This window comes from Halorubrum pallidum (assembly GCF_055380345.1).
Genome location: NZ_AP043945.1, coordinates 1,324,530 through 1,346,136 on the forward strand (window position 1 = coordinate 1,324,530; position 21,607 = coordinate 1,346,136).

The following is a 21,607-nucleotide window of genomic DNA, read 5'->3' on the forward strand; positions in this document are numbered from 1 at the left end:
CATCGCGTACGTCACGGGGTGAAAGGTTTTTGCCGGTTACCGACGGATATAGGTGCGTGTACGACGCCGTCGTTCTCGACAAAGACGGGGTACTCGTGGGGCGGACCTCGTTCGACACGCTCCGGGAGGCCGCCTGGGACGCGTTCGTGAGCGCCGGCGTCGAGGATCCGGATCTGGCCCATGTCGACGATGTCGCCGTCGGCGTCGACCCCGCGACGCTCGCGACCATCTGCGAGCGATACGCGCTGGATCCGACCGAGTTCTGGCGAATACGTGACGAGGTGGCGTCGGCAGCACAGATCGCCGCCGCGCGGCAGGGTCAGAAGACTCCCTACGAAGACGTCGACGCGCTTCGGTACCTCGACGCCTCACTCGGGGTCGTCTCCTCGAACCAGCAGGCGACTGTGGACGCCGTGCTCGACCACTTCGGCCTGTCCGACCGGTTCGAGGTCACGTACGGCCGGGAACCGTCGATAGCGAGCCTCTCACGGAAGAAGCCTTCTCCGTACTACCTCGAACGCGCGCTCGACGCGCTCGACGCCGAGACGGCGGTCTTCGTCGGAGACAACGAGTCCGACATCCGCGCGGCCGACAACGCCGGTATCGATTCCGCGTTCATCCGACGTCCCCACCGCCGGTCGACGGAACTCACCTGCCAGCCGACCTACGAGATCGACGACCTCCACGACCTCGTGTCCATCTGCGGACGGGCACCGGTAGACGACAGCCGGGAAGACGAGACGTAACCGACCCCACCCTACTTCGCTCGGCCTTGCGGCCTCGCTCGTTGAGGGTGGGGCTTTGATGTGGTTTTCGCCCTCGGTTGGCGCGACGGGGCGTCTTGTGCGCCCCGCCTACCGGACGCCCTTCGGGGTCGACAAACCCACCATTCAGGGCCGGGGTACTGCGGCCCGTACTGCGCGCCACTTGTGGACGCACAGCACTAACTGGCAATGAGATATGGTGTAACATAGTGGTTGCGAAAGCTCGTGTCGGCTTCCTCTCCGGCCTACTCGCGTCGCGCTTCCGACTGAGCGTCGGAACCCCTCGCGCTCCGGCCGGAGGCTCCACCTCGAAAACGCTGAACGGCACGACATCCTCGGCACACACGGTCCGGCCTCGATCTCGAACCGGTCTCAATCTGGATGAGAACCGTCAGTGTACTCGACTCCACTAGACGAGAAATCCTCCGCGTTTTTGCAGTCGAGCGATGCACGTATAATAATTAGATATCAGATAGTTCTATAGATATATATGAATTCCATTATTTATTTGCGCCGTGCGAGTCAGAGATTTCGACAGGTACCTGCGCTAGTGTCGACGGAGCGCTCGGATGTCCGTGTCACTGGGACCGGCATGAAAGACGGTATCTTTCTCGCCTTCAACTGAACTCTCATATTATCTGTTATTCTGCTAAAATAACGGATATTTGGATATTATTGCACTTTTTTACCGCAATTCACAACTATATCGACCACTAAGCGAAACACCTCGCGAGCGACAGCAAGCGGTGCGGGCCGTCGAACGCCGCCGGTTGTCGTGCATTCGTGTGCACGCCGATGTAATTCTTCTCTCGACCGTGTTCGATTCTTAATTACCAATTTTCTTAGTTATATTTGTATTCTATGTATATCGAACGGATCTCATTACGCGTTTCGATCGAGTGCTGGTGTGTTTGCCCCCGTGTCTCGCTCCGTGAGCGTGATGCACTAGTGAGAACACATCACGTGGGATGCTGTCCACCGATCTGAGCGCGGCGGGCGTTGACCCGCCTTCGACGGAGAACATTACAGGTGTATAGTTGTAATGAATATGTGTTCGGGAGGGCGAACGCCGACGAGCCGGCCGACGCGTCCGTTCAGGTGTGCTGAACGCTGTTCGGATACGCGGCGAGAACAGCGTCGCCGTTCACGAATCGGACTGGAACGTGCTCGACATGTTGATCGTCACCTCGATCAGGTTCGCGGTCCGGGTCACGGCGTCTGTGCTCTCTTCGCGGAAGCGTTCGCCGTGGAGTATACTCTTCGGGCCGGACACGCTCAGTGCTCCAAGAACCTCGCCGTCCCGTCCGCGTATCGACGCGCCGACGGCTCGAAACCCCTCTATCTCTTCGGCGTCGTTGTACGCGTATCCGCGTTCTTGGATTTGTTCGAGCTCGTCGAAGAGCGCGTCGCTATCGGTGATGGTGTGTTCCGTTCTGGCGGGGAGCCCGTGACGGTCGAGGATCGATTCGACGCTCTCTCGAGAGAGGGCCGCGAGTATCGCTTTGCCGGTGGCGGTCACGTGCAACGGTTCGGGCTGCTGTACCTTCTGGGTCTGATAGTCGTACCGTCCGACGGCGTCCCCCTTCGACTGATACAGATTGATCCCGCGTCCGTTCTCTGTCACGGTGAGGTGCGCGTACAGTCCAGTTTCGGCGGCGAGATCGTCTATCTCGTCACGGGCGATTCGAAAGAGTCGGCTCTGATTCCGAACCGCCTCTCCCTGCAGCGACAATTTGTACGCGAGCGCGTACTTTTCACCGTCCCTGACGACGTACCCAGACTGCTTCAGCGTTTTTAAATAGGCGTGTACGGTGCTCTTCGAGAGATCGAGCGTCTCCGCGAGTTCCGTCACACCCAAACTCCCCCGTCGGACGAACGTATCGATTATGTCGATCGATCTCGACACCGACGTTCGCGTTCCCGACTCCTCGCTTCTGGCAGCATCGTTCATATCGTGACTGACGTCATCCGGACGTGTTAACTGTTCCCATATACGGAATAATATTCTTTTTCTACCCTATTACTAGATAGCAACTCTGAGAAAAGTACGGTGTATGTCTAATTATATGGCTTCGGACCCGATAGAACTCCATCTGTGTGGCAGTTGGTTTTCTCACTGTTCCGGCTGGCTGAACACGGTGATAGAGCCATCAAAACGGGCGAATATTCGTGATCCCTTCGATGAGGTGAGCGATACGGTTATTATCGTGCTCCGTGTTGGCGCACTTGTGACGGTTGCACTCAACAAGGACCGCCTCGTGGACGCGATGGAAACGCAGGCGGCGATCGGCGGAACCGACGACGGCGGACTCCACCGGCTCGCGCTCTCCGACGCGGACAAGGCCGTGCGGGACTGGTTCGTCGAACAACTGCGTGCGCTCGATCTGACCGTCCGGATCGACGCGTTCGGAAACATCTTCGGTCGCCGTCCGGGAACGGATCCGGACGCGGCTCCCGTGTTGATCGGGTCGCATCTCGATTCACAGCCCAACGGGGGCATCTACGACGGACAACTGGGCGTCGTCGCAGCGCTCGAGTTGCTTCGGACGCTCGACGACGAGTGTATCGAGACCAGCCATCCGATAGAGATCGTCAACTGGACCAACGAGGAGGGATCCCGGTTCCAGCCGGGACTGCAAGGAAGCGGCGTGTGGTCCGGCGAGTTCGACCTGCAGACCGAGTACGACCGAACTGACCGCGACGGCGTTCGGCTGGTCGACGAGTTAGAGCGAATCGGCTACCGGGGAGACGCCCCCGCCGAACCGACCGAAGCGTACGAGGCGTACTACGAACTCCACATCGAGCAGGGACCCAACCTCGACGAGAGCGAGAGCGACGTCGGCGTCGTGACCGGCGTCGTCGGGCTCTCGTGGGGCGAGGTGACGTTCACGGGAGAGGCCAACCACGCCGGAAGCACGCCGATGCATCTGCGCTACGACGCCGGCGTTCCGGCGGCCGAACTCCTCGTACACATCAGGCGGCTCCCGGGGCGGATCGGTGAACGGACGGTCGGAACGGTCGGTTCCATCGAGGTGGAGCCCGACTCGATCAACATCATCCCGGAAACGGCCACGGTGACGTGGGACGTTCGTGACCCGTCCGACGGCGTGGTCGAGCGGGCGGTTGACCAACTGTCCGCGGAGGCGAAGGCTGCGGCACAACGGGAGGGCGTCGACTACGAGGTCGAGGAAATGGCTCGGACTCAAGGCGCCGAGTTCGACACCCGGTGCGTCGAGACCGTCCAGCGCGTCGCCGACGAGTTCGGATACGAGAGCATGCGTCTCTTGAGCGGCGGGAACCACGACGCATCCCACGTCAACGAGGTGTGTGACGCTGCGATGGTCTTTGCGGTCAGCGAGGACGGGAAAAGCCACACCTCAGAGGAGTTCACGAGTTGGAACGACTGCTACAAGGCGGTGAACACCGTCGCGAACGCTACGCTCTCGACGGCGATGCCAACGGATGAGTAATTCGTCCCGACCGGACAACCGAACCGCTGTCTGACTGGTCTGTTGACACGATAGGGATCGTCCGCCATACGCGGCGGCGGGCCCGAACTCGTGTGACCCTCAGTCTGAGAGGGCGTCCGAGATGCCGTGACTCCACCGAAGCACGTCCTCGTCAGCACCGAGGTGCCCCGCGAACTGCACGCCGAGCGGGAGTCCCTCGCCCGTCTTGCTCGCAGGGACCGTGACCGTTGGGAGTCCGGAATGCGTCCACGGCAGGTTCAGTATCGGGTCGCCGGTGCTGTCGATTCCCTCCGGAGCCGGCCCCGGAGCGGCGGGCGCGATCCACAGGTCGATCTCGCGTTCGCCCATCAGATCGGTCAGATCCCGTCGAAGCGCTCCGCGGCTCCGCCGCCCGACTGCGACCGTCTCCATTGTCGCCTCCAGTCCCTCGGTTATCAGCTCGCTCGTCTCCTCTGCGTACCGCTCGCCGTACTCTCGGTACCAGTCTTCGTGGGCGACGGCGGCGTCGGCGGCGACGAGTCGCTGGTGACGCTCGTTGACCGCGTCAATATCGGACATCGCGTCGACGCGGACCACGTCGTACCCGGCCGCGATCAGCGCGTCGAGGTGGTCCTCAAACGCGTCGAGCGCGACGTCGGAGGCCTGTTCGAGGTACGCGCCCTCCGGGACGCCGATCGTCGGCATCTCCGTCGGCGCCGGCAGCGTCCGCCACGAGTCACAGAGCAGGGGGGAGACGAGACTCAACCCGGCGGTGTCCTGCGTGAAGACGCCGACGTGGTCGACGGACTCCGACAGCGGGATGACGCCGTCCGTCGAGATCCGACCGAAGCTCGGCTTGTACCCGACGATCCCGCAGAAAGCCGCCGGGCGGATCACGGAGCCGATCGTCTGCGTCCCGAACGCGACCGGACACAGTCCGGCCGCGACCGCCGCCGCCGACCCGCTGCTCGACCCACCGGGCGTCCGGTCCGTGTCGTGCGGGTTCCGCGTCGGACCGGGAGACATGTGCGCGAACTCCGTCGTCACCGTCTTACCCAACACGAGCGCGCCGGCACGCCGAAGCGCCGTCACGGCGGTCGCCTCCTCGCCCGTGATCACCTCGGGCGGGAGGTCGGACCCGGCGCGCGTGGGTAACCCTTCGACGTGGAAGATGTCTTTCACACCGACGGGAACGCCGTACAGCGGCGGGCGATCGGCGGGATCCGGATATCGTTCGGCGAGCGCGGCCGCCTCGTCTCTGAGACGCTCCCACCGACCGTCCTCGGCGACGAGGGATTCGATATCGGGGTCGACGGCGGCCGCCCGCTCTTCGAGTTCGTCTACATACGCGTCGAGGTCGATCCGCCCGCTTCGCAGGTCGTCTGCGACGTCCGCCAATGGCTCTTGGTATAACACGGCACTAGCTGCCACGCCGGTGTTTGTATATCGGTCGCATTCGCTATATTTTGCCGCTACATTCGAGCCATTCATCGCCTCGGCCAACGCCGGCTCCGTCGGTTCCCCGCCGGAACAGCTATGACTGTCTCCGTCGTTGCCGCCGACGATGGTGCTAGACAGTCCCGACGAGGTGCGGTTCCTCTCTCAGGAGGCCGCGCTCGACGCCAGCGCGACGGACGCGAATCGCTGCGTCGACCGAATGGACGAGGTCTTCGAACTGTACGACGGCAACCGGGTCGTGATGGGCGAGAACGGTCACTACTTGCACGGACACATGACCACGTTTCCGGACGGGTTGGCCGCCGCCGACGCCGAGCGACTCAGACCGGGGAGCCGCTTCGGCGCGATGCCCGCGTACGTCGGGGGAGACGTCGACGCGGTCGGAGTCAAGTGGTACGGCTCCGTCACTCCCCGGCCAGCGGAGGCGTCGGCACCGCGCTCTGGACCGATACTCGTCTTGAGCGATCCCGACACCGGCCGACCGCTGGCCGTGATGGACGGCGCGGTCGTGAGCGGTATGCGGACCGGAGCGATGGCGGCGCTCGGGGCGCGGTACCTGCAGGGCGAGCGCGCGACGACACCGACTTCCGTCGACGGATATTGACCGGCGCCGAGCCGGCGGCAGCCCGAAACCCGTGGAGTCAACTGACGCCTATCCTCACAGACACCAATGGACCGACTACCGGACGAGCGACTCGGCGACTATGACGTGCTCGTATTCGTTTCAATCATCTGGTTTCTCGCGAAATTCGTGCGGTACGTGTTTCCGCCGCTGTTCGAGCCACTGCAGATGATGTACGGGATCAGCAACGCGACCATCGGAAGCGCGTTCACCGGATTCATGATCGTACGCGCTCATGCAGTTTCCCAGCGGGATAGTGGCGGACCGGATCGGCTCGGTTCGCTTCGTCGTCGGCGGCGTGACGGTCGCCGGTGCCGGCGCGCTGGCGTTGGTCGTCGATTCACCGTTTCCGGTACTCGTGGCGGCGATGCTCGTCACCGGTGCCGGTACGGGCGTTCACAAGACCGTCGCCGTGCGACTCATCGCCCGCTCGTATCCCGAACGGACGGGATGCGCGCTCGGGATACACGATACGCTCGGTACGTTCGGTGGTGTGGTCGCGCCGACGGCCGTGGTGGTGTTTCTGTCCGCACCACCCGTGATCGCGCGACTCCTCGACGTACTGCCCGGAGCCGACTGGCGCGCGGTGTTCCTGAGCACCGGCCTCGCGGCGCTCACGCTGGCGGTGCTGTTCGGCCTTCGGTTCCGCGGCGGATTCTCGGAGGACGCCCGCGAACGCGCAGAGCCAGCCGGTACGAATCCGGGTATCAGTGCGTACCTCGGACTGCTTCGGGACGCGCGCTTCGGCGTGTTCGTGTGCGTCTCCATCGGCGTGGCGTTCGCGAACAACGGGATGCTTGCATTCCTCCCGTTGTACCTCTCTCGGGTGTCCGGTTTGTCGACCACGACTGCGAGCCTCCTGTACTCGCTGTTCTTCTGGATGGCGTTCGTTCAACTCGTCTCTGGCGACATCTCCGACCGGATCGGTCGATTTCCGGTGTTTGTCATCACGGCCGGCGTCGCCTCGGCCGCGTTGTGGGCAATCGTCTTCGTGCCCGACGCCGGTCTGCTCGCGCTCTGCGCCCTGATCGCTCTCTTCGGTCTCGGCGCACACGGATTCAACCCCGTCCGAGGAGCGTATCTGACGGAACTGCTCCCTGACCGGATCACCGGTGGCGGACTCGGCGTCTTTCGGTCGCTGTTGATGGGCGTGACCGCCCTCGCTCCGAGCGCCGTCGGACTCGTCGTCGACGCGTTCAGTTTCCGCGTCGCCTTCGGACTGCTCGCGGCTGTGCTCGTGATCGCTACTATCGGAGCGGTGGGACTGTGGGTGACTGAGTGAGACGCGAGTCGACCGCACCCCATGTTGATATAGCGATATACAATTTATTTGTTCCATCCTGATCGGAATTCTGTCTCACTGCACAGTCACAATTCCCCGTGACATCTCACTCAAGCAACGAGTATATGTTCGCTTCGTACGTCTCGCGAACTTGGTTCCCCCAATCGTGGGTGTACGTATCTATCACGTCGTCGGCGACGTCGCCGCGGAGATACTTGACCACGCCGCGGTCACCGGTCCGATCTCGTAGATGCGTGGTGAAGAAGTGTCGAAAGTAGTGTGGCGTGACGTTTTCCGCGGCACCGCCCCCGGTTCGGTACCAGCCCGCTTCTCGGGCGTATCGTTCGACGATGTGTCGTACCGCTTGCGGATCGAGTCGCGATCCCCACCTTTCCGTAGTACCGACGAAAAGCGGATTGGCCGATGAAGAGCAATCCGGTCGAATCGCGAGCCACGCCTTGAGAACCCGTGCCAGCTCGTCGTCGACGGGGATCACGGTACTGCGCTTGCGCTTGTTCGACGCCGAGCGGATCTCGCCGTTCAACTCCTCACCGACGGTCGCGTTAGGCGTCACGTATGCCGAATTCGGACGATCAGAGAGTACCGCCCTGTCTCCGATATCGTACGCCTCGTTCAGTTCGTCATCGTCGATAGCGATGTCTCGGAGATCGAGGTTGCAACACTCGCCGACTCGCATCCCGGTCTTCAACAGCGTTACGACGAGAGCGCGGTGAAGCGGGTGGGTGATATCGGACACGAACGTCCGCATCGCGGGGATCGAGATGTCTCGCCGGGCCGGATCCGTGTCGATCGTCTCGTCCATCTCCTCGACGACCAGCGTCATCGGGTTCCCGTCGAACGCGCCGACCTCTGTCATATACCCGTAGAATCGGTGCAGATACGCCGCGTACGTGGCCACAGTGCTGTCGGCTACATCTCCCCGGAGCGAGTGAATGAACGCCATACAGTCGCGGTGTGTGGCCGTTTCAGGAGCCGATGCGTCGTCGAGAAACACCTCGAACTGCCGGAGAACGCGCTCGTACGACTCGCGTGTTCGAGACGTCTTCCCGTGGTAGGTCAGGTCCTCGATGAAGTAGCCGATCGGATCGTCGATGTCGGCCGGGGCGCGGGTGCTACTCATCGACGAGTGCGTACCCCCCTCGCCGACCGTTGTATCGAACGCGGTTTCGATCCTGCAGCGCGTCGAGCGTATCCTCCAGTTGGTCCTCGAAGTCGCCGAGCAAGGCGTCGACCAGTTCCTCCCACGAGTGCACCCCCTCGGCGAGAACCCGTTCCACCTGCGCTTCGAGGTCGTGACTCCTAGGGGTTTCGTCCGCAGAAGGAGTCTCCGCGGTTCTCGACGATTCAGGGAGAGAAAACCCTCGTCTCCCGGCCTGTACCATCGTTCTAACGAACTCGCTTTGAGACATATCCAGTTCGTCCGCGTGGGCCTGCCACCGATCCTTTTGTTCGGCGGGGACGTACGTTTTCACCGAACGGCGGTCGTCGCTCATCTCGCTTGCCCGTTTTCTCGCCGTCGACTTCAATGTATCCCATAGTTACGGATAAGTAAGTTTATCTCGTCTTGTGGTCCCGCCTCTTGACGGTAACGGCGGCCCATATTTTCTAGATAAGCCGATTCACGGTACGGGATTTCGGGATTAGCGGTCATAGCGGTGTGGGTACAGAATTCGGGAATAATCATGGTCGGTACAGGCCGAGTTTCAGGGCGATTCGGGCGGGTCGGTTTTGCTAAACCGGCTCTGATCGTCGACGTCCTCGGGGTCGACGTCATCGGGCTCAACTTCGAGCACGATCGCGCGGAACAGGTCGGCGCGCGAGAGGGTGACCGTCAGGTACTCGGACCGAGCACCGTACGGCCAGTTCCGCCAGCGAACCGGGAGTTCGATGTCTCGCGGATCGTCGACGCTTGCGCTCATCCTTTCAGTCCTCGAGTTTGGTCCACCTCTCTGGTCGGCGCGGACACCGTTCTTCACCGACTCTGTGGCCACGTTGGTGGCCGTACTCCGTTCCGTCGGCTGCTCGCGTGCAACGCCGCTGACACCGCGGGCACCAGAATTCACCTATCCGGCCGCCGGTAACAGTGCTACTCAACTCTCGACACCTCCGAGACTCGACTGATCGTCATGCAGTCCCCGTCCTCGGTCGGTTGGATCGATCGAAACTCGTCCGCCCAGTTGGCCGTTTGCTCGCGGACGCGCTCGACGCGGTCCGTGAGCGTCGCGAGCGGTGATCTTCGTCGTGAACTTGTCTCGGTCGTTGTTGCCGGTCCCGCGGATAACGACGATCTTCGTCTCGAAAACGTCCTCGTCGTCGCTCATGCAGCGATCTCTCCGCGACAGATAAACTTCATAGTGCTATATCGTTCGATACGGGTCGGTGCGACTCAATTTCTGCGGGCTCATTCCAAGGCTCGATTTTACAAAACCCAGAGAACGCTCCGCCCCTTCGGCGGGGATCTCAATTGGCGTCGACAACGGTGAGTTCCACCCGATGAACGCCCTTGAGCGGGCGGATTCTGGAGAGCAACTCCTCGATCCGCTCGCCCGTTCCGTCGACGGCGATCGACTCCAAACAGAGGTCACCGCTGAGGTGGACGTGGTGCACCGCGATGATCGTCTCGGTGAACTCGTGTTGGAGTTCGGTCATCTCGTCTGTCACGCCGCCGTGGTCGTGGTCGTAGAGCACGACCACCGTTCCCCGGAGAGTTCCGGAGAGACCCGTCTGACGGTTGAAGTCCGTGACGAACGCCCGAAGCGCGTCTCTTGTCGCCTCGGATCGGCTGTCGTACTCGCCGACGTCGACGACGCCGTCAAGCTCGTTGAGGAGGGTCGGCGGCAGCGTGACGCTCATCCGGTCGACGTCTTCGCTCATGCGGTGTTGTTCCGGCAGTCGGGTAATAGTAGCCGCGGTGCCGGCGCTCCGGCACCTCATATAGTATTACGATTAAGAGGAGAAGTATTATGGCTGTGTTGGATATCAATAGGCGTATATGCATATTCCGGACGGATTCCTCGATCCGCTTGTGGCGGGGCTCTTCTGGCTCGGCTCCGGCGTCGTGATCGGCATCGCCGTGCGGCGGGCCCGCCACGAGTTGGGCGACGAGCGCACGCCGCTCCTCGGCGTGGTCGCGGCGGGACTGTTCGCCGCGCAGATGTTGAACTGGCCGATTCCGGGCGGAACGAGCGCTCACTTCGTCGGCGGCGCGTTCGCCGGAATCCTCCTCGGTCCCGCTCTCGGGGTCCTGGCGATGACCGCCGTCGTGACGATTCAGGCCCTCGTGTTCGGCGACGGCGGGATCATCGCGCTCGGCGCGAACCTCTTCGCGATGGCCATCGTCGACGTGCTCGTCGGCTACGCTATCTTTCGCGCGCTCAGGGGCATCCACGAGACCGGTGCCGCCTTCATCGCGGGGTGGGGAGCGATCACCGCGAGCGCGCTCGCAGTCGGCGTCGGCGTCGGGGCATCGTCAGCGTTCGCGTACGAACTGGGCGTAACCGTGCCGATCATGGTCGCCGGACACGCGCTGTTGGGGACAGTCGAGGGTGCGATCACGGCCGCCGTGTACGGCTACGTCGCGGACGCCCGACCGGACCTCGTCCTCGGTCGGACCACCGACGAGACGCTCTCTCCGGAGGTTGGCCTGTGAACGCGCTCGCGTGGGATTCGTGGGGACGACGGGCGCTCCTCGGCCTCCTCGCCCTCGTCGTTCTCGCTCCCGTGTTCGGTTGGGCGTCCGGCGTCGTCGGCTACGCCGAGCCACTCGAAAACGCCGCCGAGGCGACCGGCGCTACCGGCGCGGCCGCCCCCGTTGTCACCGGCGTGTTCCCCGACTACTCCGTGCCGGGCCTCGGCGCTCCGGCCGGCACGCTCGCGTCGGCCGTCGTCGGGACGGCGCTCACGCTCGCACTCGCGCTCGCGGTCGGAAAGCTGTTAGAACGGTGACCGGCGTTCTCGGTCGCTCGATAGCGTCCGTCACGGGGGCGCTCCGGTCGGTCTTCACGGCCGAGCGAGTCGCCGAAAGCGACGGGTTCCTACAGCGGCGCGACCCGCGGGTGTCGCTGTGTTCGCTGGCCGGGCTCGCGCTCGCGGTGATGATCACGCGAACGCTCGCGGTGACGCTCGCCTTCGGCGTCGTGTCGGTCGCGCTGGCGAGGCTGTCGGTCGTTCCGCTCCGACGGCTGTTCGCGCGGTCGGCCGTCGTCCCGCTCGCGTCCGCGTTCGTCGTCCTTCCGCAGGCGGCGTTGATCCCCGGAGACGCCCTCGTGCAGCTGTTCGGCGTCACCGTCACCGACGCCGGCGTCACGTACGTCGTGGCCTTCACGCTTCGAGTCGGCGTCGGCGTCGCGCTCCTGTCGCTCGTCGTGTTGACGACGCCGTTTTCGGCCGTGGTCGCCGCGATGCGCGAGCTTCGAGTCCCGGTCGCGCTCGTGTGGGTGATCGCCGTCACCTACCGGTACCTGTTCCTGTTTTTCGACGAGCTACAGCGACTGGTCCTCGCGCGCAACAGCCGGACGACCGGGCGATCGGGAATCGAGGGCGGATGGCGCGACGCGAGGCGGATCGCGGGGACGTTCCTGCTGCGAACGCTCGACCGCGGCGAGCGCGTCGGACGCGGGATGCGGGCCCGCGGCGGTGCCCGACCGCCGTCGCCGTACGGCCGTTCCCGGGCGATCGATCGGTACGACTTCGCGTTGGCCCTCCTGTCTGCTTCGGCGGTCGCCGCTTCGGTGGTGATCCGATGGAGCCCGTGATCGACGCGCGCGCGCTGACACACGAGTACCCGGACGGAACGACGGCGCTCCGGGACGTGACGCTCTCCATCGGACGGGGCGAACGGATCGCGGTCGTTGGCGCGAACGGGTCGGGAAAGAGCACGCTGCAGCTCGCACTTGGCGGCCTCGTCGAGCCGTCAGCGGGGACGGTCCGGTACTTCGATCAGACGACGGACGCCGACAGGGTCAGGGATCGGCTCGGCGTCTTGTTGCAGGATCCGGACGACTACCTCTTCAACACGACCGTCCGCGAGGACATCGAATACGGACCGGCACAGCTCGGGATGTCGCGGCGAGCGGCAGATGAACGGATCGCCCGGCTCGCCGCCCACCTCGGACTGCGTGATCTGCTCGATCGGCCGCCGTTCCGGCTGTCGGGAGGGGAGAAACAACGGGCCGCGGTGGCGAGCGTCCTCGCCTTCGACCCGGACGTGCTGCTGCTCGACGAGCCGTTCGGAGCCGTCGATGCCCACTACCGCGAACGCGTCCGCGAACTGGTGACCGACCACGAGGGGACCGTGGTGGTGTTCACACCGTCGCTGGACCTCGCGGCCGAACTCGCCGAGCGCGTGGTCGTCGTCGGTGAATCTGGTTCGATAGCCGCGGACGGACCGGCCAGGGAGATCCTGACCGATAGCGATCTGTTGCGGGCGAACGGTCTCCGGCCGCCGGCCGCCGTGCAACTGTTCGAGGGTATTCTCGACGGCGACGAAATCCCGTTGACCGTTGCCGCGGCGCGGCGACACCTCGTAGACGAACTGGGGTAGGAGCGCATCCCTCTGAGAGACCTCTGAGGGACCTCTAACGATCTCCTGACGAGGCTCGGACGCCTGTCCTTCTCAGACCCGGATATCGGAGGCGGCCTCGTCGACGGTGACGAGATCGGCCGCACGGTCGACTTCGTCGTCGCTCTCGGCGGTGTTACGCATCAGCACCGTCTCGCTGGGGAAGAGGTGCTCGCCGACGACGAGCCCGTGGTCGCGGGCGGTCGAGCCGGTCACCGTGAGATACACGCCGAGACCGGTCCGCGCGACCGCGGCTTCTTCCTCCTCATCGTGAGCAGGATACACGAACTCGACGCCCTCCAGTGCGTCGGTACCCAACACAGCCGTGACCAGCCGCTCGTACCGCGGCGAGATGCACAGCGGTCCGGTGTACGACGTGAGGAACTCGCGGTCGAGGTCGGTTCCGAGGTCGAGTTCCGACGGGTGTCCCATGAGTGTGTGATACACCGTGTCACCGAGGCCGTTAACGACACGCACGTCTGTGTCGACCGGATCGATCCGCTGGTTGACGTCTGCGATGGTCCCCAGTCCGTCGGGTCGGATACCGACGACCTCCTCTAACACGAGGTCCGCCGAGTCGAACCCCAGCGCGAACTCGTGGGTCCGAAGGGCGCGAAACGGCTCCTCGCGCCCGACGAGCTTCAGTCGCGTGTCACCGAGATCGACCGTCGCCGCGTCGAAGACGATCCGTCGCGGCTTCCCGTCGCGGTCGTCGCGCATCAGCGTGAACTCTGGGCTGTTCGGCTCGCCGGGGTGCGAGTAGTCCGCGAGCCGCTCGTAGGGGCCGTCGTCGGCTTCCGTTCGGCCCTTCGTGATCGATTTTTCGTACCGAAGCGTGTTGCTGACGCGGTCCGCGAGTCGGTCCAGCCGGTCGTCGTCCCCAACGCGGGCGATCCGTTCGAGGACCGCTTCGAGCGGCCGCCCCTTCCGGGGGACCGCGACCGGAACCGGGTCGCTCATTGCCGGAGGTCCGTCGCCGCGGGTAAAACGGGTTGCGTTTTGTCTCTGCGTGTCAATCCGTGCACACCGGAACGGCTCCTGTGTACGTTCTTACGGACCGAACGCCTCGTTGAGACGCTCTCTGAACGCTTCGAGTTCTTCGAGGTGATCGTCGATCGCGTCGAGTTCGGCTTCGATGTCGTCCAGATCGTCGCCGAGCCGGCCCTCGACGTCGGTCAGGCGCGTGTCGACCTCTGCGAGGTCGTCCCACAGGTCGTCGAACTCCTCGTCGAACCGGCCGAGCCGCGACTCGATGTCGTCGACCTGATCTCCGGTGGCGTCCAGGTCGGTTTCGACGGCAGAGAGTTCCTCGGACAACGTCTCCACGTCGTCGTCGAGTCGGTCCACGGACTCAGCGACATCGTCCGTCTCCTCGTCGATGCGAGCGATGTCCGTCGTCGCGGCGTCGACCGACGCCTCGACGGATTCCACGGACGCCTCGACCGACCCGACGGACGATTCGACCGCGTCCACGTCCGTTTCCACCGACTCGACGGACGCCTCCACTCCGTCGACGCGCTCGTCGATCGCGGAGACGTCCTCCGTGGCGTCTGTCACGACGTCGTCGACGCGCGACAGCTCCTCGCGCAGTTCGGTGCGGGCCGCGTCGGCCTCGTCGGCCCGGTCGTCGAGGGCCGCGACCGCCGATTCGACCGAATCGACCTTGTCGTTCAGATCGTCGAGGATCTCGCGAGCAGTCCCCTCGCCGTCGATGAACTCCGCGAGCGAGTCGGCGTACGCCTCGATGTCGGCGACGCTCGACTGCAGGCGGCCGATTCGAACGTCAACACTTCGCGGGACGCCGGCGTCGAGTTCGGACTCGATCGTTCGGATGTCCTCGGCGTCGGCCTCGCCCGATCGGATCTCCGCGGCGAGCGCGGCGGCGATTCCGCCGTCGAGGCCCGCACTCGGCTCGGGTTCGACTTGTGTTTCCGGACCGTCGTCCGGACCGGGATCGTCGTCCGGCTCGGGTTCGCCTTGTGTTTCAGGCCCGACGTCCGGCTTGGGATCGTCGTCTCGCTCGTCGTCCGCGTCGTCGCGGGGCGTGACCGCGGCAACGTTGTCGTCGTCGACCGTCCGGGGCGCGGGCGAGTCTCGCTCTGCGGGCTCTTCGCGGTCGACGTCGTCATGCTCGTCATGCTCGTCGTGCTCGTCGTCCGCGTCTGGCGCGTCCGCGCCGGTCGGCTCCGACGCGTCTTCATCCGCCGGTTCCGGCTCGCTCTCGATCGGTTCTTCCATCCCGGGTAGCGTCGTCCGATCGCCCGCCAACACCTCTCTGACGGCGTCGGTGTCGCCAGCCCCGAGCACGTCTTCGATCTCCTCGCCGACCGGGACGTGCTCGATCACCGGCGTCTCGAGGAAGCCGTCGAGGTCGGGGTCGTCGTCGCGGATCCCGAACACCGTCTCAACCGCCTCGCCCGGCTCCAACACGCGCTCGAATTCGACGCGGTGGTCCTTGTACGCGGTCCAGTTGTCGCTCTCGTACTCGGGGTGGAACCCGATCCGATCCATCGGGAACGACTCGGGTATCTGATCGACGATACGCACCCGTACGGCGTCCTCGCGGTTGGAGGTGAGGTCATACCTCACCGCCGGTACGGGGAACGCGTCCTCGGTGAAAGACTTCTCGACGCGGACGCCGTCTTCGTTGACGGTCGCCCCGTCTTCCGTCCGTTCGCTCATACAAATCTGTCCCGGAGCAGGGGCTTAAATTCCACGGGCCGGGTGTCGGTCGTGATAACGCCAGGTTCGGGAGGATTCTCGGTTCCGCGGCGGCGCGGTTGCGGCGCCCACCCGACTGGCCGTCTCAGAGATCGATTCTGTCGCCGATCTCGACGATTTCGAGCCTGTTCGGGTGCGGGAAGCTTCGGACGTGTTCGTGGAGCGCCGTTGGGTCCGCGGTCAGGCCCTTCCACATGTCCCAGTGAGTCGGAACGAGCCGGTCGAGTTCGAGGTCGTTCGCCGCCGCCGCGATCTGGTTCTCGTCGCTGTACCACTTCGTCCGAACGGGCTCGCCCGTCTCCTTGTCCGGAACGGTCCCGACGGATCCGAACGCGAGGATGCCGAGGTCGATGTCGAACCGACCCGCGAGGTCCGAAAACGAGTCGGACGGTTTGCTGTCGCCGGCGTGGAACAGCGTGCCCGCGTCGTGTTCGATCACGTAGCCGACCGGATGCGTTGCGTCCGCGTCCGTCGTCTCGACGACGTGAACGGTGAACTCGCCGATCCGCACCTCGTCGCCCTCGGTGACTTCGGTGAACGCCTCCTCGTCGATGTCCCACTCGTCCGTCCAGCGCTCCTCTACGCGGGCGACCGCGAGCGAATCGTCCGGAGCGATGAAGTCCGCGTCGGTGCGTTCGAGGATCGGAGCCTGCGACGGGCCGTGGACGTGGTCGGTGTGCTCGTGGGTCGCCAACACCGCGTCGGCGACGTCGACGTCGGCGGGATCGAACGGGACCGGGATCATCCGCACGGTTCTGGGAGGGTCTCCGATCCCGACGTACGGGTCGATCCAGAGGACTGTTCCGTCGCTTCCCTTGATCGCGAATCCGTTACAGCCCAAGTACCACAGCGCTACGGTGTCGGGGTCGGCGTCTGCCACCGCTCGCGGCAGCCAGTCGCCCCAGTCGGAGTCAGTCATACCCCACTGTGCGGGTGCGTGTCGGGTAACCGTTCCGGAGTTCGCGAACGATCCGCCTGAGTTGCGTCGACACGATACTGATCGCGACTGAACAAATATATCGTATATCGCGATATAGAATTTCTGGGCGTGGGGTTGGTCAGAAGCGGAGCTTCTGACGACACCCACAAGGACCGAGGCGCGGAGCGCCGAGGGAGTAGGGTGGGTAGTTTACACGAGAAGCTGGATGTCGGCGTCGGACATGTCTTGGAGGGCTGTCGCCGCGCCGACGCCCGTGGTGACGCCGTCGTAGAAGTCGTCCTCGTCGTAGTCCATCAGGTCGACGGTCATCTGACAGGCCTGGAACTCCACGCCCATGTCCAGGCTCGTCTCGATGAGTTCCTCGATGGTGGCGGTGTCGTTGTCCGCGATCTTCTTCTCCATCATTCTCGTCGTCACGCGGTCCATACCCGGGAGCGCCGCGACGGCGTTCGGGACGGGCATGTTGGGGTTGCCGACGGAGCTGAGCTTGAGGTTCTTCGATCGCTCCTCGTGGAGGATATCGAGCCCCCAGAACGTGTGGAAGACGGTCACGTCGTAGCCGAACGCGGCGGCGGTACTGGCGAGGATGAGCGGCGGGTACGCCATGTCCAGCGTTCCCTTCGTCGCGATGATGCTCATCTTCTTGCCGTCGTCGCCCGTGGATTCGGCGATCGCGTCCTCGAGTTCGTCGACGCGCGCGGCCAGCTCCGCACGCGAGGGAACGTCGTCGGCCGACGCGTCGGGCGTATCCGTGCTCATTGTCACTCCGTCTTGCGGACGTAGTGTTTGTACACGCCGTCGCCTTCCTCCTGGTCGACGAGCTCGACGCCCTCGGTGCCGGACGCCCAGCCGTCGATGTCGCTCATGCTTCCGGGGTCGGTCGCCAGTACTTCGAGGACCTCACCCTCGGCGAACTCGTCGATGGCGGACTTCGTCTTCACAACCGGCATTGGACACGATGCACCTTTCACGTCTAGCGTCTCCGTAATGTCGAATTCAGCACTCATTGGTTATCTGCTCCGTTTGTCTATATTGGAGCTATCGCACAATACCCTCCACCCAAGTAAAAGATTGTCGGTTCTTGGGAATACTACAATAATCCAATCAGCGAGATACCCTCCAGATACTGGCTTATATACTTGATTTCGAATATCTGGGGAAGACAGGCCGTCTATTCTCCGAATTAGTATTGTGTAGTTTAGGAACATCTATGCAAATGCTTTTGTATGTCCACCAAGTACAAACGACTGCACAACATGAACGCCGATGACTTCCCGACTCCGGACGTCGACGTCGAAACTGTCGACCCGGAATCGCTCAAAGACCGTATCGACGCCGGCGAGGACGTCACACTCCTCGACGCGCGCATGCAATCAGACTACGGGGAGTGGCGCATCGACGGCGAGAACGTCACGTCGATCAACATCCCGTACTTCGAGTTCCTCGAGGACGACATCGACGAGGGGATTCTCGAGCAGATCCCCGACGACCGCAAGGTGACCGTCCTGTGTGCGAAGGGGGGATCCAGCGAGTTCGTCGCGGGCACGCTCGCCGAGCGTGATTACGACGTGAACCACCTCGAGGACGGCATGAACGGCTGGGCGAGCATCTACGAGGTCGTCGAAGTCGAGCGCTACGACGGCGCCGGCACGCTCCTCCAGTATCAGCGCCCCTCTTCCGGCTGCCTCGGATATCTCCTCTACGACGAGGGCGAGGCCGCCATCATCGACCCGCTGCGGGCGTTCACCGACCGCTACCTCGAGGACGCGGACGAACTCGGCGTCGACCTGAAGTACGCATTGGACACGCACGTCCACGCCGACCATGTCTCAGGCGTGCGCGACCTCGACGCAGAGGGCATCGAGGGCGTCATCCCCGAGGCCGCCGTCGACCGCGGGGTCACCTACGCGGACGAGCTGATCACGGCCGCGGACGCCGACACCTTCCAGGTCGGCGACGCCACCATCGAAGCGGTCTACACGCCCGGCCACACGACCGGGATGACGTCGTACCTCGTCGACGACGGCCTGCTCGCGACCGGTGACGGGCTGTTCGTCGAGAGCGTCGCCCGCCCCGACCTCGAAGAGGGCGACGACGGCGCACCCGACGCCGCGCGCATGCTCTACGAGTCCCTACAAGAGCGCGTGCTGACGCTGCCCGACGACACGCTCGTTGGTGGCGCGCACTTCAGCGACGCTGCCGAGCCCGCTGCGGACGGTACTTACACTGCACCGATCGGCAAGTTGGTCGAGGAGATGGACGCACTCACGATGGACGAGGACGACTTCGTCGATCTCATCCTCTCGGACATGCCGCCGCGGCCGGCCAACTACGAGGACATCATCGCGACGAACCTCGGCCAGAACGCCGTCGACGACGAGGAAGCGTTCACCCTCGAACTCGGGCCGAACAACTGTGCAGCCAGCCAGGACTCCCTCGCGGGTGACTAACGACGCCGATGGTTGCTGACCCAGTACTGCTCCAGGCGGCTGCCGACCTGTTCCCTAACGGGATCAGTCGGTATGCCGTCGGCGGACTGCTCGTCGGTCTCGGAACCGTCCTCATCTACATCGGGACGGGAATTCCGGCCGGGGCGAGTACGTTCCTGGAGTCGACGCTGTCGTACGTGTCCGACCAGTCCCGCTTCCAGCGGTACGTCGGCTCGCGTGACTGGCGGCTCGTGTTCACGGCCGGCATCATCTTGGGCGGGCTGGCGTTCGCGGCGACGTTCCAGTCCGGGCTGGTCACGAGCCCGCTGTACGAACCCGGAACGACCGGCCGGCTGTACGAGGTCGCCGGAATGACGCTCTGGACGACCGACATCCAACCGTGGCGACTGTTTATCGGCGGCATCCTGGTCGGTATCGGGACCCGAATCGGCAAGGGCTGTACGTCCGGGCACGGCGTCTGCGGCGTCGGCTCGGCGTCGAAGACGTCGTTGGTCGGCGTCGCGACGTTCCTGACCGTGGCCATCGGGACCGCACAGGTCGTCGCCGCGCTGGGGGTGAGCCCATGAGCTGCGAAACTCGAGTGGAGCGAGAGTCCCGAAACGCGCGACCGGGAGCGACCGGAGGGAGAGACACGTGAGCGACGACCGCCATCCGCTGTTCAAGCCGTTGATCTTCGTCGGCGGCATCGTGTTCGGATTCGGGCTCGGGTTCAGCCACATGGCGCGGCCGGAGGTCGTGCTGAACTTCCTCCAGTTCGACGACCTCGGCCTCCCGTTCGTCATGTTCGGGGCCGCTATCGTCTCCGGGGTCGCGTTCGCGCTGCTGCCACAGATCCGAGATGCCGCACCCCTTACAGGTGACCCCTACGAGCGGCGCCTGAAACCGTTCGACCGGAACGTCCTGGTCGGCGGCGCCGTCTTCGGCGTCGGCTGGGGACTCTCCGGCATCTGTCCGGGCGCCGCGTACGCGAGCCTCGGTGTCGGCAACATCACGATCCTCTGGGCGCTCGCCGGGATGTTCCTCGGCGCGTACGCCCAGGGCTACTGGCGGAGCCGCAGTCAGGCGCGTGACACCGCCGTAACTGGCGCAGACTAACTCACTTCTATGGACCCCGCTCTCATCGCCCTCTTCGTCGGTGCAGCGCTCGCCAGCCTGTTCATGGCCTGGGTCATCGGCGCCGGGTCGAGCGGTGCAACTCCGTACGCCCCCGCGGTCGGTGCGAACGCCATCGGGACGATGCGCGCCGCCTTTCTCGTCGGCATGTTCGGCTTCGCCGGCGCCGTCACGCAGGGAGGGAACGTCTCGGAAGCCGTCGGGAGTGGCCTCGTCGGCGGCATCAGCCTGCCGATCGCCGGCGTCATCCTCGTGCTCGTGTTGGGCGCGGGGCTGATGGCGGTCGGTATCACGACCGGCTATCCGATCGCGACGGCGTTCACCGTGACAGGCGCCGTCATCGGTGTCGGCCTCGCCCTTGGTGGCACGCCGGTCTGGCCGAAGTACCGCCAGATCGCCGCCATCTGGGTGTTGACGCCGTTCGTCGGTGGTGGTATCGCGTTCACAATCGCGAGCCTCCTCCCCCGTCCCGATGTCCCCGAGCGGTACAGCATTCCTGTCCTCGCCGGCCTTGTCGGAGCCGTCCTCGTGAACGTCCAGTTCAGCTTCCTGAATGAGGGGGGCACGTCAGGAACACTCCGCGGTTTCGGACAGCAGCTGCTCGCAATCGACGGGCTCGCCTCGGCAGTCAGTATTACCGGCTTCGCGGCTCTAGTCGTCGCGGCTGTCGTCTGGTGGGACGTCAATCGCGACGAACGCGGCGGCCTGCGTCGGGTGCTACTGGCTCTCGGGTCGCTCGTGGCGTTCTCCGCGGGTGGGAGCCAGGTCGGGCTCGCGGTCGGGCCGCTGCTGCCGCTGCTCGACGAGGTGGGGACGGTTTCGACGTTCGCCGTGCTCGTCGGCGGTGGCCTCGGAATGCTCGTCGGGTCGTGGACGGGTGCGCCGCGGATGATCAAGTCGATCGCCCAGGACTACTCGTCTCTCGGGCCGCGGCGCTCCATCTCTGCGCTCGTCCCGTCGTTCCTGATCGCACAGATTGCGGTGTTGCTGGGCGTTCCGGTCTCGTTCAACGAAATCGTCGTCAGCGCCATCATCGGGAGCGGCGCGGCGGTCGGCGGCCGGGCAGCCGTGAGCGCCCGAAAGATCCTCCTGACTGTGGGGGCGTGGGTGGGATCGTTCGGGCTTTCGTTCACGCTTGCGTACGCCGCCGCGTTCCTCCTCCTGTGACTGTACCACTCCCCGGCCGGTCCGACCCCTCTGAGCGCGTCCCCACAACGACACGTCTTT

The 21,607-nt window shown here is 64.4% G+C and carries 23 protein-coding genes and 1 pseudogene; 12 read left to right on the forward strand and 12 right to left on the reverse strand.

From position 1 onward, the window contains the following. The first annotated feature begins 56 nt into the window (after positions 1-56). The gene (locus ACZ45C_RS08455) at positions 57-746 is read left to right on the forward strand and encodes an HAD family hydrolase (protein WP_460558419.1); all 690 of its coding nucleotides are present in this window, start codon (positions 57-59) and stop codon (positions 744-746) included. Positions 747-1,908: 1,162 nt separating this feature from the next. Here the strand turns inward: ACZ45C_RS08455 and ACZ45C_RS08460 are convergent. Next, positions 1,909-2,715: an IclR family transcriptional regulator gene (locus tag ACZ45C_RS08460; protein WP_460558421.1), complete on the reverse strand. Its 807-nt coding sequence runs from the start codon at positions 2,713-2,715 to the stop codon at positions 1,909-1,911. A 277-nt stretch (positions 2,716-2,992) separates the two neighbouring features. Between ACZ45C_RS08460 and ACZ45C_RS08465 the strand changes: the two genes are divergently transcribed. Further along, positions 2,993-4,234 carry an allantoate amidohydrolase gene (locus ACZ45C_RS08465; RefSeq protein WP_460558423.1) on the forward strand — a complete coding sequence of 414 codons (1,242 nt, stop codon included), beginning with the start codon at positions 2,993-2,995 and terminating at the stop codon, positions 4,232-4,234. A 99-nt stretch (positions 4,235-4,333) separates the two neighbouring features. Here the strand turns inward: ACZ45C_RS08465 and ACZ45C_RS08470 are convergent, their stop codons facing one another. Then, positions 4,334-5,629 (reverse strand): amidase, encoded by a 1,296-nt coding sequence (locus tag ACZ45C_RS08470; RefSeq protein ID WP_460558425.1) that lies wholly within the window; start codon positions 5,627-5,629, stop codon positions 4,334-4,336. 148 nt (positions 5,630-5,777) lie between these two features. Here ACZ45C_RS08470 and ACZ45C_RS08475 point away from each other — a divergent pair, with 148 nt between their 5' ends. Next, complete coding sequence (locus tag ACZ45C_RS08475) at positions 5,778-6,275, forward strand: Rossmann-fold NAD(P)-binding domain-containing protein (protein WP_460558427.1); 498 nt, start codon at positions 5,778-5,780, stop codon at positions 6,273-6,275. Between the two features lie 66 nt (positions 6,276-6,341). Next, a pseudogene (locus ACZ45C_RS08480) lies at positions 6,342-7,575 on the forward strand (MFS transporter). A 106-nt stretch (positions 7,576-7,681) separates the two neighbouring features. On the opposite strand, the gene ACZ45C_RS08485 reads toward ACZ45C_RS08480, so the two are convergent. The 5 genes from ACZ45C_RS08485 to ACZ45C_RS08505 form a co-directional block, all read right to left on the reverse strand. Continuing rightward, positions 7,682-8,716: a tyrosine-type recombinase/integrase gene (locus ACZ45C_RS08485; protein ID WP_460558429.1), complete on the reverse strand. Its 1,035-nt coding sequence runs from the start codon at positions 8,714-8,716 to the stop codon at positions 7,682-7,684. Continuing rightward, positions 8,709-9,089 (reverse strand): DUF5805 domain-containing protein, encoded by a 381-nt coding sequence (locus ACZ45C_RS08490; RefSeq protein ID WP_460558431.1) that lies wholly within the window; start codon positions 9,087-9,089, stop codon positions 8,709-8,711. The genes ACZ45C_RS08485 and ACZ45C_RS08490 overlap by 8 nt, the downstream gene beginning before the upstream one ends. A gap of 210 nt (positions 9,090-9,299) precedes the next feature. Continuing rightward, the gene (locus ACZ45C_RS08495) at positions 9,300-9,515 is read right to left on the reverse strand and encodes a hypothetical protein (RefSeq protein ID WP_460558433.1); all 216 of its coding nucleotides are present in this window, start codon (positions 9,513-9,515) and stop codon (positions 9,300-9,302) included. Positions 9,516-9,686: 171 nt separating this feature from the next. After that, positions 9,687-9,917 (reverse strand): hypothetical protein, encoded by a 231-nt coding sequence (locus tag ACZ45C_RS08500; RefSeq protein ID WP_460558435.1) that lies wholly within the window; start codon positions 9,915-9,917, stop codon positions 9,687-9,689. Between the two features lie 139 nt (positions 9,918-10,056). Then, positions 10,057-10,470: a CopG family ribbon-helix-helix protein gene (locus tag ACZ45C_RS08505; RefSeq protein ID WP_460558437.1), complete on the reverse strand. Its 414-nt coding sequence runs from the start codon at positions 10,468-10,470 to the stop codon at positions 10,057-10,059. Between the two features lie 118 nt (positions 10,471-10,588). On the opposite strand from ACZ45C_RS08505, the gene ACZ45C_RS08510 reads away from it, so the two are divergent. The 4 genes from ACZ45C_RS08510 to ACZ45C_RS08525 are packed head-to-tail and all read left to right on the forward strand — an operon-like array spanning position 10,589 to position 13,138. Then, a complete protein-coding gene (locus ACZ45C_RS08510; protein WP_460558439.1) occupies positions 10,589-11,245 on the forward strand; it encodes an energy-coupling factor ABC transporter permease in 657 nt (218 codons plus the stop codon). Beyond that, positions 11,242-11,541, forward strand: a complete 300-nt coding sequence (locus tag ACZ45C_RS08515) for a PDGLE domain-containing protein (RefSeq protein ID WP_460558441.1) — start codon at positions 11,242-11,244, stop codon at positions 11,539-11,541. The genes ACZ45C_RS08510 and ACZ45C_RS08515 overlap by 4 nt, the downstream gene beginning before the upstream one ends. Further along, positions 11,538-12,350, forward strand: a complete 813-nt coding sequence (cbiQ, locus tag ACZ45C_RS08520; RefSeq protein ID WP_460558443.1) for a cobalt ECF transporter T component CbiQ — start codon at positions 11,538-11,540, stop codon at positions 12,348-12,350. The genes ACZ45C_RS08515 and cbiQ overlap by 4 nt, the downstream gene beginning before the upstream one ends. After that, positions 12,338-13,138: an energy-coupling factor ABC transporter ATP-binding protein gene (locus tag ACZ45C_RS08525; protein WP_460558445.1), complete on the forward strand. Its 801-nt coding sequence runs from the start codon at positions 12,338-12,340 to the stop codon at positions 13,136-13,138. Before cbiQ ends, ACZ45C_RS08525 begins: the two co-directional genes overlap by 13 nt. A gap of 72 nt (positions 13,139-13,210) precedes the next feature. On the opposite strand, the gene ACZ45C_RS08530 is transcribed toward ACZ45C_RS08525, so the two are convergent. The 5 genes from ACZ45C_RS08530 to ACZ45C_RS08550 form a co-directional block, all read right to left on the reverse strand. Then, entirely contained in the window at positions 13,211-14,116 is a 906-nt protein-coding gene (locus ACZ45C_RS08530; protein WP_460558447.1) for a hypothetical protein, read from the reverse strand. 90 nt (positions 14,117-14,206) lie between these two features. Continuing rightward, complete coding sequence (locus ACZ45C_RS08535) at positions 14,207-15,838, reverse strand: hypothetical protein (protein WP_460558449.1); 1,632 nt, start codon at positions 15,836-15,838, stop codon at positions 14,207-14,209. 124 nt (positions 15,839-15,962) lie between these two features. Next, positions 15,963-16,796, reverse strand: a complete 834-nt coding sequence (locus ACZ45C_RS08540; protein ID WP_460558451.1) for an MBL fold metallo-hydrolase — start codon at positions 16,794-16,796, stop codon at positions 15,963-15,965. Positions 16,797-17,006: 210 nt separating this feature from the next. Continuing rightward, the gene (locus ACZ45C_RS08545) at positions 17,007-17,576 is read right to left on the reverse strand and encodes a DsrE/DsrF/DrsH-like family protein (protein ID WP_460558453.1); all 570 of its coding nucleotides are present in this window, start codon (positions 17,574-17,576) and stop codon (positions 17,007-17,009) included. Positions 17,577-17,578: 2 nt separating this feature from the next. Beyond that, a complete protein-coding gene (locus tag ACZ45C_RS08550; RefSeq protein ID WP_460558455.1) occupies positions 17,579-17,824 on the reverse strand; it encodes a sulfurtransferase TusA family protein in 246 nt (81 codons plus the stop codon). 249 nt (positions 17,825-18,073) lie between these two features. Here ACZ45C_RS08550 and ACZ45C_RS08555 point away from each other — a divergent pair, with 249 nt between their 5' ends. From ACZ45C_RS08555 to ACZ45C_RS08570, 4 genes are all read left to right on the forward strand, one after another. Further along, positions 18,074-19,267 (forward strand): MBL fold metallo-hydrolase, encoded by a 1,194-nt coding sequence (locus tag ACZ45C_RS08555; RefSeq protein WP_460558843.1) that lies wholly within the window; start codon positions 18,074-18,076, stop codon positions 19,265-19,267. A gap of 8 nt (positions 19,268-19,275) precedes the next feature. Then, positions 19,276-19,833: a YeeE/YedE family protein gene (locus tag ACZ45C_RS08560; RefSeq protein WP_460558457.1), complete on the forward strand. Its 558-nt coding sequence runs from the start codon at positions 19,276-19,278 to the stop codon at positions 19,831-19,833. A 67-nt stretch (positions 19,834-19,900) separates the two neighbouring features. After that, positions 19,901-20,362, forward strand: coding sequence for a YeeE/YedE family protein (locus ACZ45C_RS08565; RefSeq protein WP_460558459.1), 462 nt, complete (start codon positions 19,901-19,903; stop codon positions 20,360-20,362). 9 nt (positions 20,363-20,371) lie between these two features. Further along, positions 20,372-21,547, forward strand: a complete 1,176-nt coding sequence (locus ACZ45C_RS08570) for an inorganic phosphate transporter (RefSeq protein WP_460558461.1) — start codon at positions 20,372-20,374, stop codon at positions 21,545-21,547. Positions 21,548-21,607 lie beyond the last annotated feature (60 nt).